Source organism: Niallia sp. FSL R7-0648 (assembly GCF_038007005.1).
GTDB lineage: Bacteria > Bacillota > Bacilli > Bacillales > Cytobacillaceae > Niallia > Niallia circulans.
This window is the reverse complement of record NZ_JBBOWE010000001.1, coordinates 2,515,897-2,534,484: the sequence shown is the minus strand read 5'-3', so window position 1 is coordinate 2,534,484 and position 18,588 is coordinate 2,515,897. Positions and strand designations below refer to the sequence as shown.

Here is an 18,588-nt window from a genome sequence, read left to right as displayed (position 1 = left end):
ACATAGTTTAGAAGGGACGTTAGGAAAAAATGACAAAACAGCAATTTGGTGTAATCGGTTTAGCGGTTATGGGTAAAAACCTTGCTATGAATATCGAAAGCAGAGGCTATACTGTTTCCGTTTTCAACCGTTCAAAAGAAAAAACAGAAGAAATGCTTAAAGAATCAGAAGGCAAGAATATTGTTGGAACATATACATTAGAAGAATTTGTACAATCTTTAGAAGTTCCACGTAAAATCATGTTAATGGTTAAAGCTGGTCCAGCTACAGACGCAACAATCGAGCAATTAAAACCTTTATTAGATAAAGGCGATATTGTCATCGATGGCGGTAACACATTCTTTAAAGATACACAAAGACGTAATAAAGAGCTTAGTGAACTTGGTATTCACTTCATCGGTACAGGTGTTTCTGGCGGTGAAGAAGGAGCATTAAAAGGACCTTCTATTATGCCTGGTGGCCAAAAAGAAGCATACGAATTAGTTGCTCCAATTTTCCGAGATATTTCTGCAAAAGTTAACGATGAGCCTTGTACTACTTATATCGGTCCAGATGGTGCCGGTCACTATGTAAAAATGGTGCATAATGGAATCGAATATGGAGATATGCAATTAATCTGTGAAGCATACTTCATTATGAAGCATGTTTTAGGCTTAGAAGCACAAGAACTTCATGAAGTATTTGCAGAGTGGAATAAAGGGGAGCTAGACAGTTACCTAATTGAAATCACTGCAGATATCTTTACAAAAGTTGACGAAGAAACTGGTAAACCTTTAGTAGATCTAATCTTAGATACTGCTGGTCAAAAAGGAACTGGTAAATGGACAAGCCAAAGTGCTCTAGACTTAGGTGTACCACTTCCAATGATTACAGAATCCGTATTTGCTCGTTTCATTTCTGCAATGAAAGACGAACGCGTAAAAGCAAGCAAAGTACTTTCAGGCCCAGAAATTAAACCTTTCACAGGAGATAAAGCAGCATTTATCGAATCTGTACGTAAAGCTCTATACTTGAGCAAAATTGTTTCTTATGCCCAAGGTTTTGCGCAAATGAGAGAAGCATCTGAAGAATACGATTGGAACTTAAACTATGGCGAAATCGCTATGATTTTCCGCGGTGGTTGTATTATTCGTGCTCAATTCTTACAAAAAATTAAAGATGCATATGATCGTGATCCAGAATTGAAGAACCTTCTATTGGATCCATATTTCAGTGAAATCACTGAAAACTACCAATCAGCATTACGTGAAGTAATCTCTGGTGCTGTCTTAAACGGTATTCCTGTACCAAGCTTTGCAGCCGCATTATCATACTTTGATAGCTACCGTACAGCAACTTTACCAGCAAATTTACTACAAGCGCAGCGTGACTACTTCGGTGCTCACACATATGAGCGTCTTGATAAAGAAGGAATCTTCCATACGAACTGGATGGAAAAATAAGAATGGCGATAAAAAGCACACTACGATTTTATATGTAGTGTGCTTTTTTTTGAAGGAGAGGATGGAGTTTGAATGAACACCAAAAATAAGAGAGTGCAGAGGAAAAGAGGTGTTCACAAGATGGATGAAAGCCAAAAATAAGAGAAGGAGGAAGAAAAGAGGTGTTCATAGGTTGAATGAAGACCACAATGAAGAGAGAAAAGCAGAAAAAAGGCGTTCATCAGCCATTTTAGAACCAACCAAAAAAGAAAAAGGCAGTAAAGTGACCTTCATACATAAATTTTACGTATCCAAAGAGTTTAAACAACAACAAAATCTACAAACAAATTACAACGAGAAGGCAAAAAAATATGCTGCTATAGCAAGCAGCACATTTATCTAGCAAACTATTTTTTCACAAAAATAAATAACTTAAAAGTAAAGCAATTTACCCTTTGAACGTTATTTCAATATAAACAATTTCCGATCTGCTGCCAATTCTAATGGGCGGTCCCCAGAATCCAAATCCAGAGGAAACAATTGCATGAAGCTGCTTCTTTTTCTTGTAGCCCCAATCTAATTCAAAAACTCGTTTGGTAATTAAATGGTTTGGTGCCATTTGACCACGATGTGTATGACCGGATAGAATAACATCAATCCCATCATTCATTGCTGCTTCCAGTTCATCTGGCTGGTGATCCATCATCATAATTGGTAGATGGTTACTTTCACTCTCAAGAAGGCTAGGAATGGAAAGTCTCTTTTGGTCCGTTTTATCTTTACGACCGATTAATCTAATGGTTTCATCAATAGTTACTTTTTCATCCATTAAGATGCGAATACCGATTCGGTTCATTTCTTCTAGAAAGGTTGGAATCATTTTGCCGTAATATTCATGATTACCTAATACCCCATAAATGCCTAAAGGAGCTTGTAATAGCTTTAATTGCTCTCCCATATTCTTTTTCAAAAAAGGAATAGGATCATCATCAATGATATCTCCAGGCAGTAAGATTAAATCTGGTTGTAAGCCGTTTATTTTCGTTACGAGACGGTTTAGATGACTTTTACCTGATAAAGTGCCAAAGTGCATATCAGAAGCCATAGCAATCCTCAGAGAGTCTCTTTTCGCTTGTTTTTTAGCTACTGCGAGTTTATAAGTTCTAATCACAGGAGAGTAAGCGTTAAATGTTCCGTAAATAAGTAAAAATAGAAGAATTGCTGCAGCAGCGCTTCCTACTATTTTGGTGGCATCTTCAGACGGAATAAATTGGTTTAATATAAGCCATCCTAAATTAGCTAGTGGGAACAGTAAGATACCATATTCAAAAATGGCAAGCCAATACGCGCCAAGTATTTTAAATATGGTAATGGACTTAAGGAAATGGCTGATAATATATGCATAGGAGAAAAGAATAACTGCTCCAATATATATGGATGGATAGGTTAATAGTTTGAAGGAATCAAGCCATGCATAACCATTCCATCCTAAGTAGAAGACGAGTAAATTATATAAAAGGAATACGAGAATGACAGTTAGGATTAATTTGATTTTTTTCATGAAAAACTCCTTAGATTAAATCATAATTTAGGGAAAGAAAAAACGTGAATACAATAAGATTCACGTTTTTTTAGAGAGTCACTTGAAGGGTGAGTTAGCAAACATCTACTTCAAATTGATTAACTGGCCACCAGAAGAAACCATCTTTTTCTAATAATTCATCTGCTTCTTTTGGTCCCATTGTACCAGAAGCATAATTAGGGAATTGAGTAGCAGGTGTTTGTTCCCATGCTTGGGAAATTTTATCCACATAGCTCCAAGATAATGCCACTTCATCCCAATGAGTAAAGTTAGTAGCGTCTCCATGCAAGCTATCGTCAATTAGCTTTTCATATGCTTCTGGCGTATTGATTCCTGCAATACCAGTATTAGCATAGCTTAGCTTGATTGGTGTTGCTTCCATATTCTGTCCTGCTTTTTTAGCGTTTAAATGTAAAGTAATTCCTTCTTCAGGCTGAATATGAATAACAAGAAGATTTGGTGTAATTTCTTGATTTGGACGATTATATAAATTCATTGGAATATCTTTAAATTGTACCACTATTTTTGTTGATTTACTTTCTAATCTTTTACCAGTACGGATATAGAATGGAACACCAGCCCAACGGAAGTTATCAATCATTACTTTCCCAGCGACAAAAGTTTCTGTGTTGGAGTTAGGGTCTACCATTTGTTCTTCGCGGTAGCTCGGTACCTCAACATCTTCCACAAGTCCTTTTCCATATTGTCCTCTTACAAAGTATTTATCAACTTCATCTACTTCAACAGAACGCATAGCACGGAAAACTTTCACTTTTTCTGAGCGAATCTCATCTGGTGTAAGTTTAATTGGAGGTTCCATTGCAAGTAGTGCAACCATTTGCAGCATATGGTTTTGGACCATATCACGAAGTGCCCCGCTTGTTTCATAATATCTTCCACGTTCTTCCACGCCTAATACTTCACTTGAAGTAATCTGAATGTTACTGATATAGCGGTTATTCCATAGATTTTCAAAAATTGCATTGGAAAAACGGATTGTTTCGATATTTTGAACCATCGCTTTTCCTAAATAGTGGTCAATTCGATATACTTCATCTTCAGAAAAGGCAGTTCGAATTTGTTCATTTAGTTCTTTGGCTGATTCTAAATCATGACCAAATGGTTTTTCGATAATTAGACGTTTGTACCCTTTTACTTCTGTTAGTCCATCCTGCTTTAAATGAATCGCGATAGGACCAAAGAATTCAGGTGCCATCGCTAAGTAGAATACACGATTACCATTTAAACTATGTTTTACATCTAATTCATCAGCAATGTTTTTTAGCTCTACATAAGAACTTGAATCTGTAACATCATGTGAATGATAGCAGAAATAAGAAGCGAATGTCTCAAGATCATCATTTTTAGAACTTGCAATTGCTTCAGATACAGAATTAACAACATTTTGCTTAAACTGTTCTTGTGTTAATGTTCTTCTCCCAACGCCTACAACCGCAAAATTTGCTAATTTTCCTTTTTTATACAATCGATAAAGAGAGGGGAAAAGCTTTCTATTGGCTAAATCTCCTGTTGCCCCGAAGATCATAATAAGTGCATTTGATGTTTGTTTTTCATTCACTTTCTTGTACCTCATTTCATTTATATATGTATGAAAATTATTAAATTGCTGTTTTACAAAGGTGCATTTTCTCTTAAATAATACATGTACCTATACAGTTATAAAATTTTATCTTTTTCTTAAGGAGATAGCAACAAATTTGTTTGTAATTTTTGCAAATATTTTTACTATTTGTATTTACAGCAGAAATTTTTCATTCATCCAACATGATATTACAATATATTAGCAAAAGTTACTAGTTAAAAGATTTAGGGATTTGGATAAACAGGCATTAGTAAAGTATACTTAATTCATCTATTCTAATTTAGTATTTAATGATACGCTTTTATTTATACAGAGGATTTCATGACAGGAAGAAAACGAAAGGGGATTAGCAAGCTTATTATGAAGTTGCAATTTTTAGGAACAGGTGCAGGTATTCCGGCTAAATCAAGAAATGTAACAGCGATTGCTTTAAAGCTTTTAGAAGAGAAGGGGAGTATTTGGCTGTTTGATTGCGGAGAAGCAACGCAGCACCAGATTTTACATACCAATATTAAACCAAGAAGAATTGATAAAATTTTTATTACCCATTTGCATGGAGACCATCTATATGGTTTACCAGGTTTTCTCTCCAGTCGATCTTTCCAAGGAGGAGAGACACCACTAACGATATATGGACCGAAAGGAATTAAGGAATATGTACAGATTAGCCTTGCTGTCAGCAAAACTTTTTTAAAGTATGCGTTAAATATTATAGAAATCGATGAAGGTATTATTTTGGAAGAACATGATTTTATCGTAGAAGCAAAAATACTTGAGCATGGTGTTACAAGTTATGGCTATCGGATTATAGAAAAGGATCGACCTGGAAAATTAGATACAGCTAAATTAAAACAATATGGAATAACGCCTGGCCCTATTTATAAAAAAATTAAAGAGGGAGAAGACCTCATCCTTGATGACGGTACTGTCATAGGCAGCAAAACCTTTCTTGGCCCGAATATTAAAGGGAGAATCGTCACTATTTTAGGAGATACTAGAACTTGTGCTTCTGCTGAGGTTTTGGCAAAAGAAGCAAAAATATTGGTTCATGAAGCAACCTTCTCGGAAAAAGAAAGTTCCATAGCAACGGAATACTATCATTCTACAACGGTACAAGCTGCAAAAACAGCTAAAAGGGCAAATGTAGACTGTCTCATTCTTACACATATTAGTGCTAGATATGATCAAGCATTAACAGAACAATTGTTGCAGGAAGCGAGAGCCATCTTTCCCAATACATATATGGCAGAAGATTTTTCAGAATACGAGATATAAGCTAAAAAGGATGTTGGCAAAAAAGCACACAACATCCTTTCTATTTTTAAATAACGTTATTTAGACAGTTTAAGTTCTTCTGTAAGTGCTTTTCCCATCCTTTTTGATTGGGCCGCTGCCTCTTCCATACACGAAATGAAAGCCTTCTGAACATCATATTGCTCAAGAATGTTTATTCCTGCTTCTGTTGTGCCACCAGGACTAGTTACATTCTTGCGGAGCTCAAGAGCACTCTTGGAGGACGATGCGATCATTTCTGCTGCGCCGAGGATTGTCTGCACTATCAACTCATTAGCTACTTCCCGATTTAGTCCGATTTTTACAGCTCCTTTTTCCATCGCTTCCACTAAATAATAGATATAAGCTGGGCCGCTACCAGAAAGACCGGTTACAGCATCTAATTGTTCTTCATGAACAAATGTAACGAATCCAACTGTTTCAAATATGTCAAGGACGAAAGTTTTTTGTGGTTCTTCTACAAAGGAGTTGAAGGCAATACCTGTTGCTGATTTCCCGACTGTTGCCGAAGTATTGGGCATAGCACGCGCAATGGGAACTTCCAGTCCGATCAGCCGTTGCAGACTGTCCATATTTACGCCAGCAAGAACAGAAATGAGCAGTGTTTCTTTTGTGATATAATTTTTCCATTGTACAGTAGCTTCTTTTACATCTTTCGGTTTCATTGCGAGAATAATGGCATCAGCTTCTCCAACTAATTTTTTTAAATCGAAAGAGTAGTCAACACCATAGCGATTTTGTAGTTCAATTAGTCTTTCTACATTCCCTCGGTTTGTGACGGTAATTTCTGTACTCTCCTGCAATTTACTAGAAACAATCCCAGAAATTAACGCTTCGCTCATAGAACCAGCACCAATAATAGCAATTTTCTTCATTTTTATTCCTCCTATAAAATCGTTGTATGGAAATAAGAAAACCTCTCGTCATAATGAAAGGACGAAAGGTTTTTTCCGTGGTACCACCTTAGTTCAATTATAATCTGCACATGCGCGTGATTATACAACTCTTTTCCGGTAACGACGGTTGACGTTTAGGTTTGCCTAACTACTCCTAAGTAGGTTCAATGAAATGAATCTTGATGAAGTTTTGCAGCCATAGAACTTCACTCTCTAGCAAGCCATTATCATTTACTAATCTTAATCATCGCATTCCTATGATAAATTTATTTGATTATGCAAGAAGAAAGGCTTGTCTGTCAATAGAAAAATAGAGTAGTGGGAAAATTAGTTCATTGATTGTATAATTAAATTTAGAATTTTACAAAAAAGGGAGATTCGTAATGGAGAGTAGAATAAATGGTTCTTATCTATATTTCTTGATAGATGATAATCTCATCTATTGCTACAAAATAGAGTCATACACATACATTACATTAGAGGACATAAAAAAAACTAAGCATTCTGCTCTTTATAAAATTATAAATAGACAAGAATTTCAAAGCTTTGAACATGAAAATAGTGAAGCAGTGCAAGGTCTAGGATTATTTTGGGATGAAGAAAGTTTAAAAGAAATAGTTACGTGCGTCAACAAAGCGATAAAAAAACAACAGAAGAGAAAAAACGTGAAACATAAAAAAGCTATTCATCTTGTCGCATCCCAATATATTGCAGGTAGATTAGCTGTTAATCTTCAAGAGAATGTCGAAGTGATCGGCTTAGATGGATCCTTTATGTTTGGACCATTACGTCAACTGGATGTACATAATGGTCAAAAGGAACGGTCTGAATGGATTTATAATAATATTAATCGAGAATTCGAGGAGAAAAATCCATACATAACTGCACTACAGAATAAAATGAATAGTTTAGATGACATTGATGATAAAAGACAAGTATATATATGGTATGGGAATAACATCGAAGAACAGCTAGCATTAAGATTTTTCATGTTTATATTTAAAAAAAGATCTAATCCTCTTTATCTTATCGATACAGCTGGATTTGGCAATCAAAAAATGCAAGAAACGGTCATTACTTTTGTAACCACTGCCAACATCATTATTTTCATTTAATCTCGCATACTAGAATTGCGATATCGATAACTTTCACCAGTGAATATCACCAGATGAGAATGGTGAATAAGACGATCAATAACCGCTTCTGTTAAAATTTGATTGCCAAATACATGGTTCCATTGGCCAAATTGAAGATTCGTTGTAATAATGATGCTTTTTCGCTCATAACACATCGAAATTACTTGGAATAACAGTTCGGCTCCTTCTTTTCCTAACGGAATATAACCCATTTCATCGAGTACTAATAAATCTAATTTCTCAATTTGCCCCAACAACCTGGCTAGTTGGCCCTTTTGATTGGCATCCACTAACTGATTCACTAGACCTGCAACCGTGTAAAACCGGACTTTATGGCCAAATCTAGTTATGGCATTTAAAGAAATCAGTTTACTTAAATATGTTTTTCCTGCACCCACACCACCATATAAAATTAAATTTTCCTTTTCCTTAATGAATAGCCCCTCGTAGATACTCTCTTTTGAAATACTTTTAGGTATTTGAACATGCTGCCAGTCAAACGTTTCATTTCCACCTTGCGGTAGATGTGCTTGTTTCAAGAGTAAATTAATCCGAGTTTGTTCGCGTTGTTCAATTTCTTTTTCAAAAAGCTGTTTTAGGAATGCAATCTGTTCTTCGGACAGATCATCACAATGCATTCGCAAATAGCTTAATTTTAGCCGTTTTGCGTATTCTTGAATCGATTCGCTCATGATCACACCTCCGTTTTAAAGAAGTCATTATAACGATCTGCACCACGTGTGATTTCGGGCATTTCAGGTAATGTGATGGCTGGTGTTATATTTTGATAATCGTTGTCATCAAAGATAAGTGCGTTAAAAGCTTGTTGAATATGCTCTGCTTTTGGATGACCTGTCTTTTGAGCTATCTGTAAAGCTTCTGTAATTTTATCTAGGTTATTAGTTTTCATTAACTCCGATAGGAGAGAGAAAGCAGACTTCTGTTCTTCCTCTGTACACGCTTTTAAATACAGGTTCCACTCATCAGGTAAATGATCATAAATACCTGAATATTTAATTGCGCGTGGCCTTTGAGAAAGTAGTTTTAGATAAGGTTGCCAAACCATTGATTTGGCCTTGCTGCCATAAAGTCGAGAATGAGTGACAATACATTCATGAGTTTCACTTAGAATACGTACTTCATTAAATGTCACTTCGACGACCACTTTCTTCTGTGCAAATCGTGGCGATGTCGAATACAATTTATTATCTATATGTACAATTCCACTTTTATCAGCCTTTGCAGTGACAATACGAGCGCAGTTAAATATTTTTTCGGGCAGTAAAATATGAGCTGCACATGTTAATTCGTGTAAGGATTCTAACGACTCTTGCTTTAGGTAATGCTTCCGTTGACGATTTCTTTCTGCCTTTTCCCATAGAGTTTGATTAAACTCTTCCAAGTCTACAATTGTATTAGCCGGCAATAAGAAATTATTCCGGACATATTTCACCATATTTTCTACATGTCCTTTTTCGTTTCCCTTTGCTGGATTACAGAATTCATATTCAAAACCGAAGTGCAGCACGAATCGCTCGAACATATCTGTTAATTCTCTTTCACCACGGGCATGAATTTTCTTTACAGCGGGCGATAGATTATCAAAGCGAATCGTTTTCGGTACGCTCTTCATATGTTGAAAAATGCGTTGTAATCCTTCTAGAAGACACTCGGTATTTTCCGAAGGAAACACTTGAAAATAAAAGGTATTGGCATCTGGAAATGACATAACGAGAAACGGTAGTTCGATCATTTCATTTAAATATTTAAATGGTGCTTTTCCGAAATCTACTTGTGCTGTTCCAGGAATCGTTTGCAGCGGTAAAGAGGCACCCTCTGCTTCTTTCGCTAATTCCTTTCTCCGGGCTGAAACATAACGTCTTACTGTACGGTCCCCACCTTGAAAATCATGCTCTTCGATTAGTTGGTTATACATACGTTGTGCAGTACGTTGAAACTTCTTTTTTAGCTTTAAATCCTCACGAATCCACCCATCAATAATATGCTTTACTGGATCCAAGATAGGCGAGGGACGTGTTTGTTTGTGTTTTTGGGGGAATTCTTCTTGATCCGCATATTTTTTTACTGTCCGTTCATCGTGCTGTACTTGACGAGCCACCTCGGCATAACTTTTCCCTTTTTGGTTTACTTCATGTCTGATATAATTGATTTCTACCACTTGTAACATCTCCTATGTATCCTCCTGTCAAACGTTGTTGGTCCAACGAGGAGTTTACTTTTATTGGATGATGTTGGCAAGTGGTTTTTTCATGCACAAATTAATGTCCGAAAGGTACATTTTTATAATGCCATAACCAGATACAGCAGAAGTCCTTAAAAAAATTGCACCAAATGAAAAGTCAATGATTCATACAGCAGAAATAAAAAACGAATTATTACAATCTATATTAGACCATATTGATAGCAGCTATATGGTAACAACTAATCAAAGAGAAGGATTAGCAACTGAGTGGCAATCGATAGCCAATGCTGATGAACTTTTAAGGATATGGGAAAACCAAGCGATTGTATCGGTGGATTTGGATTATTTTGATCAAACGATTGTAGAAGTACTGAAACAAATGAGTGAAAAGGAAAAATTAGATTTTATCAAGACTAGTCAGCTTATTTGGAGAACGATAGAGGAAGAGCATCTTTATATGGATCCCGATTTTCTTGAATATCGGATTCGTCACCTTGTTTATTCAGGGGTGTTTAAGATGAAAGGAATTCCTAAGAATATGAGACGTTATTTTGTTTGTTTACAAAAAGAAGAGTGAAGTCTATGTTGTTATTTTGAACCTTCTATGTGAAAATGAGAAAGGAATCTTGTCTTTATTAAGGCTAAGAAAGAGAAAAGTAGGTTTTAATCGATATAATATATCAATATAATGATGATTATTTAGGAAATAAGTAAATGGGCATTTTTACATCATGCATGTGCTTTTTGAGGTGGATAATGAAGGGATTAGATGGAAAGAACATTGTAATTACAGGTGCATCATCTGGCATAGGAGAAAAAATTGCTATAAAAGCTGCTCGTTTGGGGGCTCATCCCATCCTTCTTGCTCGTTCAGAAGATAAGCTCGCTGCTATTTGCAAGAAAATAAATAATCAGTTTCCCGGACAAGCTATTTATTTTACTTTAGATGTAAGCAATCCGGAGCAAGTAAAGGAAGTCTTTGCTAAGATATATCAAGAGGTTGATTTTATTGATATTTTGCTCAATAATGCAGGATTTGGCATCTTTGATATGGTTCATGAAGCAAAGATGGAAGACGTTAATCGAATGTTTCAAGTAAATGTAATGGGGCTGATCGCTTGTACCAAAGAGGTATTGCCTTCGATGCTGCAAAATAATGGCGGGCATATCATTAATGTCGCCTCCCAGGCAGGGAAACTCGCTACAGCCAAATCAAGTGCCTATGCTGCGAGTAAACATGCTGTTCTAGGATTTACAAATAGTCTCCGACTGGAAGTAGCCAATTCAAATATAAAAATCTCTGCTGTAAATCCAGGACCAATCGAGACAAATTTTTTTCATACAGCTGACAAAACGGGGAATTATGTGAAGAATGTGCAGAAATTTATGCTTTCAGCTGATACAGTCGCTGAAAAAATAATAAAATTAATGCTACATCCAAAACGTGAGTTAAATTTACCTTTGTGGATGAATTGGGGAAGTGTTCTTTATAATCTATTTCCGGGAATTGCAGATAAGCTCGTTGGCGGGATTCTAAATAAAAAATAGAATTAGCTAAAGTGTATTCGTAATGTAACTATAAACAACATCTTGAACTAGATCATAAAGTTCATGAGCAGGATGTTGTTTTTTTAAAGCGATGATGTGGACTGCTAATCGTTCATATTCATGGAGAGCGAGTGAATTGGGTTCCATATGATATTGTTTAAGTGATTTCTGAATCATTTTTTTTATAAGTAATGTATTCATCTTATCTTTCCTTATTAAAGAGTAGTTTTTCTTTTAATAATAAAAAGTGAAAAAATCAGATTATCCGTATAAACACTGAATGTACTAATACCTTTCAAGGAAAAAGTCATTCATATAACTACTATTTTATTACTTTGGGACGAATCTTGATATGTTGAAATAATCTAGAAAAGGAAAAATCCTTCCATTGTGAAAATTAAATACGGAATAGATAGGCACTTTAAAACAAAGTGTCTATTTTTATGTTTTAGAAGATTGGCGTGTGATTTAAGGAAAATACAAATGAATCAACTCTTTGGGATAAGTATTAGAAGAAAAACGATTAGAATCTGGTGTATCACAAAATAAGCTATCAGTTCACGATAGAGTTATCAGTGAAATTCAGACAGGAAAAGTAACTCGTTCTGATTCCTGAAATGGAAAAAAGCCTATATATCGGCTTATAAAAGTGAAGCATTCCTATGACATTTGAAAACGACGATGAGCAATCTATCAAATATCAAATACGGTTTATTACTGAAAGATACCGACGTAAAAAGCGTTTGGAAATCCGGGTAAAATATTAACCAGTTAATTATTTTTCATGAAATATGTATTTTATATTGACTGTGATAAAATCTTAATATAAACTACAAATAGTTAACTGGTTAATGAAAATATGAGGTGAAATAAATGGACAAAAGCACAGAAGCACTAGAGGCTTTAGAACAATTCATCAAGGAAAGAGAAGCTGTTGATAAACTAAGAAAACAGATGAAAATAAGCCAAGAAGAATCAATTATATCGGATTGGACACTGACCCAATTACACATCGTGGCAACTATTAAAGAAAGTGGAAGAGCAAATAATACTACATTATCTGAAAGTTTAAATGTATCTAAACCAGCGATTACAAAAGCTGTCAGGAAATTATTAGAGCATCATATCTTAGAAAAGGTACAAGATGAAGATAACAAAAAAGAAATTTACTACTTGCTAACAAAATCAGGCGAAATGCTTGCTCTTATCCATGCACAACTACATAAGCAGGCAAGGGAACGTTATTTGCGTATTTTGAATGAATTTAAACCAGCTGAATTAGAGATCATTATTCGCTTTTTAAATGCTATAACGGAAAGTATAAAGTCTCAATAAGTCTAAAAAGGAGAATATGTATGTCTCGAAAAATGTCTCAAACGAAAATGTTATCTTTATATTTGTTGAGTATTAGTAGTTTTTTCGTTTCTTTAAATCAAAATATTTATACACCGGTGATTCCGCTTATTCGAGATTCCTTTAATGTTTCTATCAGCTGGGTGAATTTCACTGTTAGTAGTTTTATTTTTATCATAGCACTGATTCAAATTATTTTAGGGACTATGATAGATACGAAAAATCAAAAACGTTTAATAATACTTAGTTTTATTTTCATTGCTATTTCAACGATTGCCTGTTCGTTTGTAACCAATTTTATACTCTTTATGATTTTTCGGATGGTTCAAGCAATCGGTGCAGGGAGTGTCCCTTTAGTGGCAATAAATATGATTTCACACTTATTTGAAGGGGAGAAAAGAGGGAGTGCCATGGGTACGTATCAAATATTGCTCACCCTTGCTCCCGCAGTTGCCCCAATATTAGGAGGAATATTAGGAGAACATTTTGGTTATCAAGGGATTTTCCTATTTCTTTTTATTGTTGCGATCGTCTTGCTGCTGTTTATTATATGTACACTTCCTGATAGTGGTGAAAAAGTATATAGTCAGAGAATATCACCAAACTTTATTCAAACCTATCGGGCTATCTTTTCCAACCAAGTAGGTTTTATAACGATAACAGTAAGTTTTTTTATCTTTTTTATTTACTTTGCTATTATCGTATTTTTACCGATACTACTCAACGACCATTATCATATATCCTTGCAAAATATCGGGTTATTATATTTACCTTTAACAGTAAGTATGATTTTAGGGAGTATGCTCTTTAAAAAAGTGCAGATAAGAATATCGTGGAGAAAACTGTTTATGTTTGTTCTTTTTTTGATGCCTCTGCTCATTATAATTTTTGGTTTACTTCATACGAAATCAATCATAGGGTTAAGTATTCTATTATTTATGTATGGGATAACAGTAGGGTTTGCTTCTCCCTTATTTTCAACGGTTATAAGTAATGAATATAATGAAAACCGTGGTGCAGCTTTAGGTTTGTTTAATTTCATTCGTTATTCTGGTATGGCAGTTGGAGGCATGTTTATTGGATTAAGTCGCATACTACCAAGCTCTTACATCTTTATCTTTTTAGGTGTGTTACTACTTCATCTTTCTCTATTTCAATATTCAAGTTTAAAAAAGACTTGGAAACAAAGATAGCCTAAACACTATAAACAGTCCATTTAAGTTAGATTAGCGTTTTTTCTGTAGTGAATGGTTCTTTAAATTATAAAGGAAGAGGTTAAATGAAGCATTGTTAGATGTAGTATGACGATAGTGATTTCTCTTTCTTAAGTATAAAAAAATAGTATCTTTGTTCAAAGTATTATATACTAATTTTTATCTAATAAAAGGACTATCACTAATTTTTGATTAAATAAACGATAAGGCCAAACCTATAGGGAGATGAGATAAATGGAAAAAGCAACTTTTGCAGGTGGATGTTTCTGGTGTATGGTATCCCCATTTGAAGAACAGCCAGGTATTGGCGGCATTGTTTCAGGTTATAGCGGGGGGCATGTAGAAAACCCAACTTATGAACAGGTGAAAACAGGAATGACAGGACATTTTGAAGTAGTGGAAATCACTTTTGATCCTGAAATCTTTCCCTATGAACGTTTATTAGAGTTATATTGGCAGCAAATTGATCCGACAGATCCAGATGGTCAATTCCATGATCGCGGGCCACAGTATCGAACAGCGATTTTTTATCATAATGATAAGCAAAAAGAACTTGCAGAGAAATCAAAACAAGCTATGGCAGCAAGCGGAAAATTTAAAAAGCCAATTGTTACATTAATTGAACCAGCTGCCATCTTCTATCCAGCAGAAGACTATCATCAAGATTACCATAAGAAGAATAAGCAGCATTATAAAGAGGATAGAGAAAAGTCAGGAAGAGATGTATTTATCAAAGAACACTGGTAAAAAAAGAAAAAAGCGAATTTTGCTAGGAAAACTATCTTTAATGATAGATGTAGCAAAATTCGCTTTTTTGTATTTTATTCAAGCCTTTTGTACTATATTTTTTCCTAATAATCCTAAACAGTTTCGCCCTTCGAAGTTTTTTGTTTTTTAAGCTAAAGTATCGTCGATATATGTCGATATGATATAAGGATTAGATCAATGAAAAGAGGTAGCTTTAATGAAATTTTTACAAAATATCAATATTTCTAAAAAAATATTGATTATCATTATGTTTAGTACTATTGGACTAGTGCTGATCGGATTATTTGGAATATATGGTATAAAGGAGATGGCGAAAAGTTCTAAAGAAATGTATGAAGAAAATTTAATACCTAATACTTACATAGCAAAGATCCAAAACTATCGCCGCACAAACGACAGCTTAGTTATAGAGCTAATGATAACAGAGGATAAAAAGAGAAATGAAGAGTTATTAGAGACTATTAAAAGGAATTCGGAAGAATCGGATAAATATGTCAAAAAGTTAGATGCTATTTCGCTTTCCAAAAAAGAAGCGGATGAATATAAAATTTTTAAAGATGCCTATACAGGCTTTAGTAGTATTCAAGATGAAGTGATATCATTAGCAAACAATAATTTTAATGACTCAGCCTATAATCTTTATACGAAAAACCTTGAATCGAAGAGAAATATTATTAACAGTCAATTGGATGAACTCCAAACAGCAAATGAGGAAAATGCAGAACAGATATCAAATGAAAATAACAAGTATTATAAGACAATGCTATATATTTCTTGGGGAGTTATATTTGTTGCTGTAATACTTGCTGTATTATTAGGTCTCTATATATCCGCAATGATTGTCAACCCAATTAAACGTCTACAGGCTTTAATGGAAAGAGGAGGACAAGGAGATTTCTCTGCAAGATCAAGTTATCAGGCGAAGGATGAAGTAGGTTCTTTATCTGATAGTTATAATAGGATGGCGGATGGAATGAAGGGGCTTATTGAAATGTTATCGGAAACGTCCCATCATCTCGCTTCATCATCGGAACAATTGAGCTCCAGTTCAGAAGAAAGCAGTAAAGCAAGTGAACATATTTCAGAAACAATCCAGCAGCTTGCAGAAGGTTCTGAAACCCAAATGAGATTGATGGAATCAAGTACAGCTGGCATCCGTAATGTAAATGAAACGACTGGCCATATAACAGTGCGTGCAAAAAAAGTGGCTGAAACAGCAGAGCAGACAGCGGATGTATCGCTTGAAGGTGCAAAACGTATTTCAGAAGTAACGACACAAATGAAATCCATTAATAATAATGTGGTGACACTTGCTGAATCAATAGCTACATTAGAAACTAGAATAAATCAAATAGGAGATATTACTATGGTAATATCGGACATTTCTTCCCAAACCAATCTACTAGCATTAAATGCAGCTATCGAAGCGGCAAGAGCTGGAGAACAAGGAAAAGGTTTTGCTGTTGTAGCGGATGAGGTAAGGAAATTAGCGGAACAAACAGCAGGATCGGCTGAGCAAATTACTAATCTTATCAGCCAAATACAAATTGATTCTAAGAATACTTCTTTATCGATGACGACTGCTGCAAATGATGTAGATACAGGATTAACAATTGTTCAAGATGCAGGAGAATCATTCCATAGAATCGAACAATCTGTGCAAGAACTAGTTAAATTAGTAGAGGAAGTAAGTCAATCGCTTGATCAATTAAAAGAACATACTAATACGATTAGTGGTTCGATTTTGGAAGTGAATTCAATGGCAAGTGAAGCAGCAGCTAGTACAGAAAACGTATCTGCTGCAACCGAAGAGCAGGTTGCATCGATGCAAGAAATAGCAGCTTCTTCTACATCATTAGCACAATTAGCTTCTGATTTACAAGATAAGATAAAGCAATTTAAAATATAAAATTTCATAGAGAAATGCTTAAAATGTATGGCAGTTCATTTCATTTAGTATACGAATAGAGTATACAACAAATATAACCCCAAACCCTTATACGGAAATGGTAGTCAAAATTTCGTATAACGGTTCGGGGTTTTATTCAAAAGAAATGAAAGAATGATAGATTTAGAATTTGATCTAAGAGGTTATAACAAAAACTTTTTTATGGGTTCAAAGGAATATCGTATAGTATTATGCGTATTTAAAGATCGTTATCCTTTCGGCAGTATCTTCTAAATTAATATATTGTAAAATTAATCATAGTTTGAAGGAAAGTCGTAACATTTGGAGAAAGCTGGATAGTTTTTGTCACGATAAAATAAATTTGAGGAGGGGTAGCTATGAAAACTCACTATTATTTAGGTTGGTTTAACAATTTTTTCCCAGAGAAGCTAGGAAGAATATTGCAGGAGGATATAACTGATAGAAAATCGCTTGTAATGATCAGCTCGAATCCTCTTTGTGCTCAAGAGAAGGGGGCTACAGAACGATCTTGGCTTGACCAGGCTGGCATTATGTTTGATACATATCATTTAATTAATTATAGTGTTCAGAAAAAAGATGCGCATGCTCTAATCGAAAATGCTTCAGTTATATTCTTATTGGGTGGAGATACACTTAATTTAAATAGTTTTTTGAAGGAATATGAACTGTCGGATTTGATACGAAAAAGCAAGGCTGTTGTAATGGGGGCAAGCGCTGGTGCGATCAATATGTCCGCAAAATGGTTATGCTCTGAACACTTTGGCTATGAAGTGGAAATAAGCACTGTTTATGATGGAATTAGTCTTGGCAATTTTTCGGTTCTGTCTCATTTCGATCTAGAAAATAACCTTGCATTGGTTCAAAAGGAACTATCTTCTTTATCAGAGGAAATAGACATTTATGCATCGAATAAAGATTGTGTTGTACGAGTAAAGGAAGATAAAGTGGACATTTTTGGTGATGTGTATTTAATATCCCACTCAAAGATTCATAAATTAAAGGAGACACTCTAATTTATTTAGTAATATACAGAAAATTCTTATGTTAACTTCTTTTATTTTCCTATATTATGGTATGATTTAATTAAGAATAATGAGGGTTCGTTACTGAAAGGGAGGATATGAGTTGAGAAAGTATATTTTTACTGCATAGCAAAGGCTATGTAAAATGCATAATGTAGCTTTTGCTTATTTCTAATAAAACGAAAAAAATTATTAGGAGTGCAAAATGAGCTATAAAAACGCAATGGAACTTTTACCTTCTGAACTGTTGAAGGAGGTTCAAAAATATATCGATGGTGAATGTATCTATATACCAAGGAATGAAAGTAATAAGAAAAGCTGGGGGACTAACACAAGTACAAGGCAAGAATTGAAGGAAAGAAATAAGAATATATATAATGATTATCTAGCTGGTACTGATATGAATATATTAAGTGCAAGGTATTATTTATCTGTCAAGAGTATTCAAAGAATAGTATTAAAAGAAAAAAAGAATAATAGTTAAAAATAAGCCAATGCGTTTTTAAGTGTCGCGTTGGCTTATTTTTATTTATGAGTTAAATATTAGGTGTATCTTACAGATTTAGCAAAATATAATTTAATGAGAATGCTAAGATTCTTTTATTAGATTATATTGGGG

Annotated in this window: 18 protein-coding genes and 1 other annotated feature; of the genes, 12 read left to right on the top strand and 6 right to left on the bottom strand. The window is 34.6% G+C overall.

Features of this window, described 5'->3' with window-relative positions; all coding sequences use genetic code 11:
• The first annotated feature begins 29 nt into the window (after positions 1-29).
• Together gndA and NSQ89_RS12355 are read left to right on the top strand one after the other, a co-directional pair.
• A complete protein-coding gene (gene gndA / locus NSQ89_RS12360) occupies positions 30-1,442 on the top strand; it encodes an NADP-dependent phosphogluconate dehydrogenase (protein ID WP_047941097.1) in 1,413 nt (470 codons plus the stop codon).
• Positions 1,443-1,566: 124 nt separating this feature from the next.
• Entirely contained in the window at positions 1,567-1,824 is a 258-nt protein-coding gene (locus NSQ89_RS12355; protein WP_341132678.1) for a hypothetical protein, read from the top strand.
• A gap of 45 nt (positions 1,825-1,869) precedes the next feature.
• Here NSQ89_RS12355 and NSQ89_RS12350 read toward each other — a convergent pair whose 3' ends face one another.
• Positions 1,870-2,982 (bottom strand): metallophosphoesterase, encoded by a 1,113-nt coding sequence (locus NSQ89_RS12350; RefSeq protein ID WP_095258924.1) that lies wholly within the window; start codon positions 2,980-2,982, stop codon positions 1,870-1,872.
• 94 nt (positions 2,983-3,076) lie between these two features.
• On the bottom strand, positions 3,077-4,549 hold the full coding sequence (gene zwf, locus NSQ89_RS12345; RefSeq protein ID WP_047941354.1) for a glucose-6-phosphate dehydrogenase: 1,473 nt from the start codon (positions 4,547-4,549) through the stop codon (positions 3,077-3,079).
• Between the two features lie 417 nt (positions 4,550-4,966).
• On the opposite strand from zwf, the gene rnz reads away from it, so the two are divergent.
• Positions 4,967-5,881, top strand: coding sequence for a ribonuclease Z (gene rnz, locus NSQ89_RS12340; protein WP_341133161.1), 915 nt, complete (start codon positions 4,967-4,969; stop codon positions 5,879-5,881).
• A 56-nt stretch (positions 5,882-5,937) separates the two neighbouring features.
• Here rnz and proC read toward each other — a convergent pair whose 3' ends face one another.
• Positions 5,938-6,774, bottom strand: coding sequence for a pyrroline-5-carboxylate reductase (gene proC / locus NSQ89_RS12335; protein ID WP_047941094.1), 837 nt, complete (start codon positions 6,772-6,774; stop codon positions 5,938-5,940).
• Between the two features lie 54 nt (positions 6,775-6,828).
• Positions 6,829-7,052, bottom strand: a binding site (T-box leader).
• A gap of 126 nt (positions 7,053-7,178) precedes the next feature.
• On the opposite strand from proC, the gene NSQ89_RS12330 reads away from it, so the two are divergent.
• Complete coding sequence (locus NSQ89_RS12330; RefSeq protein WP_341132677.1) at positions 7,179-7,910, top strand: DUF1835 domain-containing protein; 732 nt, start codon at positions 7,179-7,181, stop codon at positions 7,908-7,910.
• On the opposite strand, the gene istB is transcribed toward NSQ89_RS12330, so the two are convergent.
• The gene (gene istB / locus NSQ89_RS12325; protein WP_341132107.1) at positions 7,907-8,623 is read right to left on the bottom strand and encodes an IS21-like element helper ATPase IstB; all 717 of its coding nucleotides are present in this window, start codon (positions 8,621-8,623) and stop codon (positions 7,907-7,909) included. The two genes, NSQ89_RS12330 and istB, sit on opposite strands and share 4 nt — an antisense overlap.
• 2 nt (positions 8,624-8,625) lie before the next feature.
• Positions 8,626-10,119, bottom strand: coding sequence for an IS21 family transposase (gene istA / locus NSQ89_RS12320; protein ID WP_341132106.1), 1,494 nt, complete (start codon positions 10,117-10,119; stop codon positions 8,626-8,628).
• 175 nt (positions 10,120-10,294) lie between these two features.
• Here istA and NSQ89_RS12315 point away from each other — a divergent pair, with 175 nt between their 5' ends.
• Together NSQ89_RS12315 and NSQ89_RS12310 are read left to right on the top strand one after the other, a co-directional pair.
• A complete protein-coding gene (locus NSQ89_RS12315; RefSeq protein WP_341132676.1) occupies positions 10,295-10,711 on the top strand; it encodes a DUF3658 domain-containing protein in 417 nt (138 codons plus the stop codon).
• A 179-nt stretch (positions 10,712-10,890) separates the two neighbouring features.
• Positions 10,891-11,682: an SDR family NAD(P)-dependent oxidoreductase gene (locus NSQ89_RS12310; protein WP_341132675.1), complete on the top strand. Its 792-nt coding sequence runs from the start codon at positions 10,891-10,893 to the stop codon at positions 11,680-11,682.
• A gap of 6 nt (positions 11,683-11,688) precedes the next feature.
• On the opposite strand, the gene NSQ89_RS12305 is transcribed toward NSQ89_RS12310, so the two are convergent.
• Positions 11,689-11,883 carry a YqzH family protein gene (locus tag NSQ89_RS12305; RefSeq protein WP_172867123.1) on the bottom strand — a complete coding sequence of 65 codons (195 nt, stop codon included), beginning with the start codon at positions 11,881-11,883 and terminating at the stop codon, positions 11,689-11,691.
• 672 nt (positions 11,884-12,555) lie between these two features.
• Between NSQ89_RS12305 and NSQ89_RS12300 the strand changes: the two genes are divergently transcribed.
• From NSQ89_RS12300 to NSQ89_RS12275, 6 genes are all read left to right on the top strand, one after another.
• Positions 12,556-13,017, top strand: a complete 462-nt coding sequence (locus tag NSQ89_RS12300; protein WP_061798413.1) for a MarR family transcriptional regulator — start codon at positions 12,556-12,558, stop codon at positions 13,015-13,017.
• Between the two features lie 20 nt (positions 13,018-13,037).
• Positions 13,038-14,228: an MFS transporter gene (locus NSQ89_RS12295; protein ID WP_341132674.1), complete on the top strand. Its 1,191-nt coding sequence runs from the start codon at positions 13,038-13,040 to the stop codon at positions 14,226-14,228.
• A gap of 255 nt (positions 14,229-14,483) precedes the next feature.
• A complete protein-coding gene (gene msrA, locus NSQ89_RS12290) occupies positions 14,484-14,996 on the top strand; it encodes a peptide-methionine (S)-S-oxide reductase MsrA (protein WP_341132673.1) in 513 nt (170 codons plus the stop codon).
• 217 nt (positions 14,997-15,213) lie between these two features.
• Positions 15,214-16,926, top strand: coding sequence for a methyl-accepting chemotaxis protein (locus tag NSQ89_RS12285; protein WP_303984724.1), 1,713 nt, complete (start codon positions 15,214-15,216; stop codon positions 16,924-16,926).
• A gap of 377 nt (positions 16,927-17,303) precedes the next feature.
• Positions 17,304-17,960 (top strand): Type 1 glutamine amidotransferase-like domain-containing protein, encoded by a 657-nt coding sequence (locus NSQ89_RS12280; protein ID WP_047941086.1) that lies wholly within the window; start codon positions 17,304-17,306, stop codon positions 17,958-17,960.
• A gap of 214 nt (positions 17,961-18,174) precedes the next feature.
• A complete protein-coding gene (locus NSQ89_RS12275; RefSeq protein ID WP_047941085.1) occupies positions 18,175-18,453 on the top strand; it encodes a CD3324 family protein in 279 nt (92 codons plus the stop codon).
• Positions 18,454-18,588 lie beyond the last annotated feature (135 nt).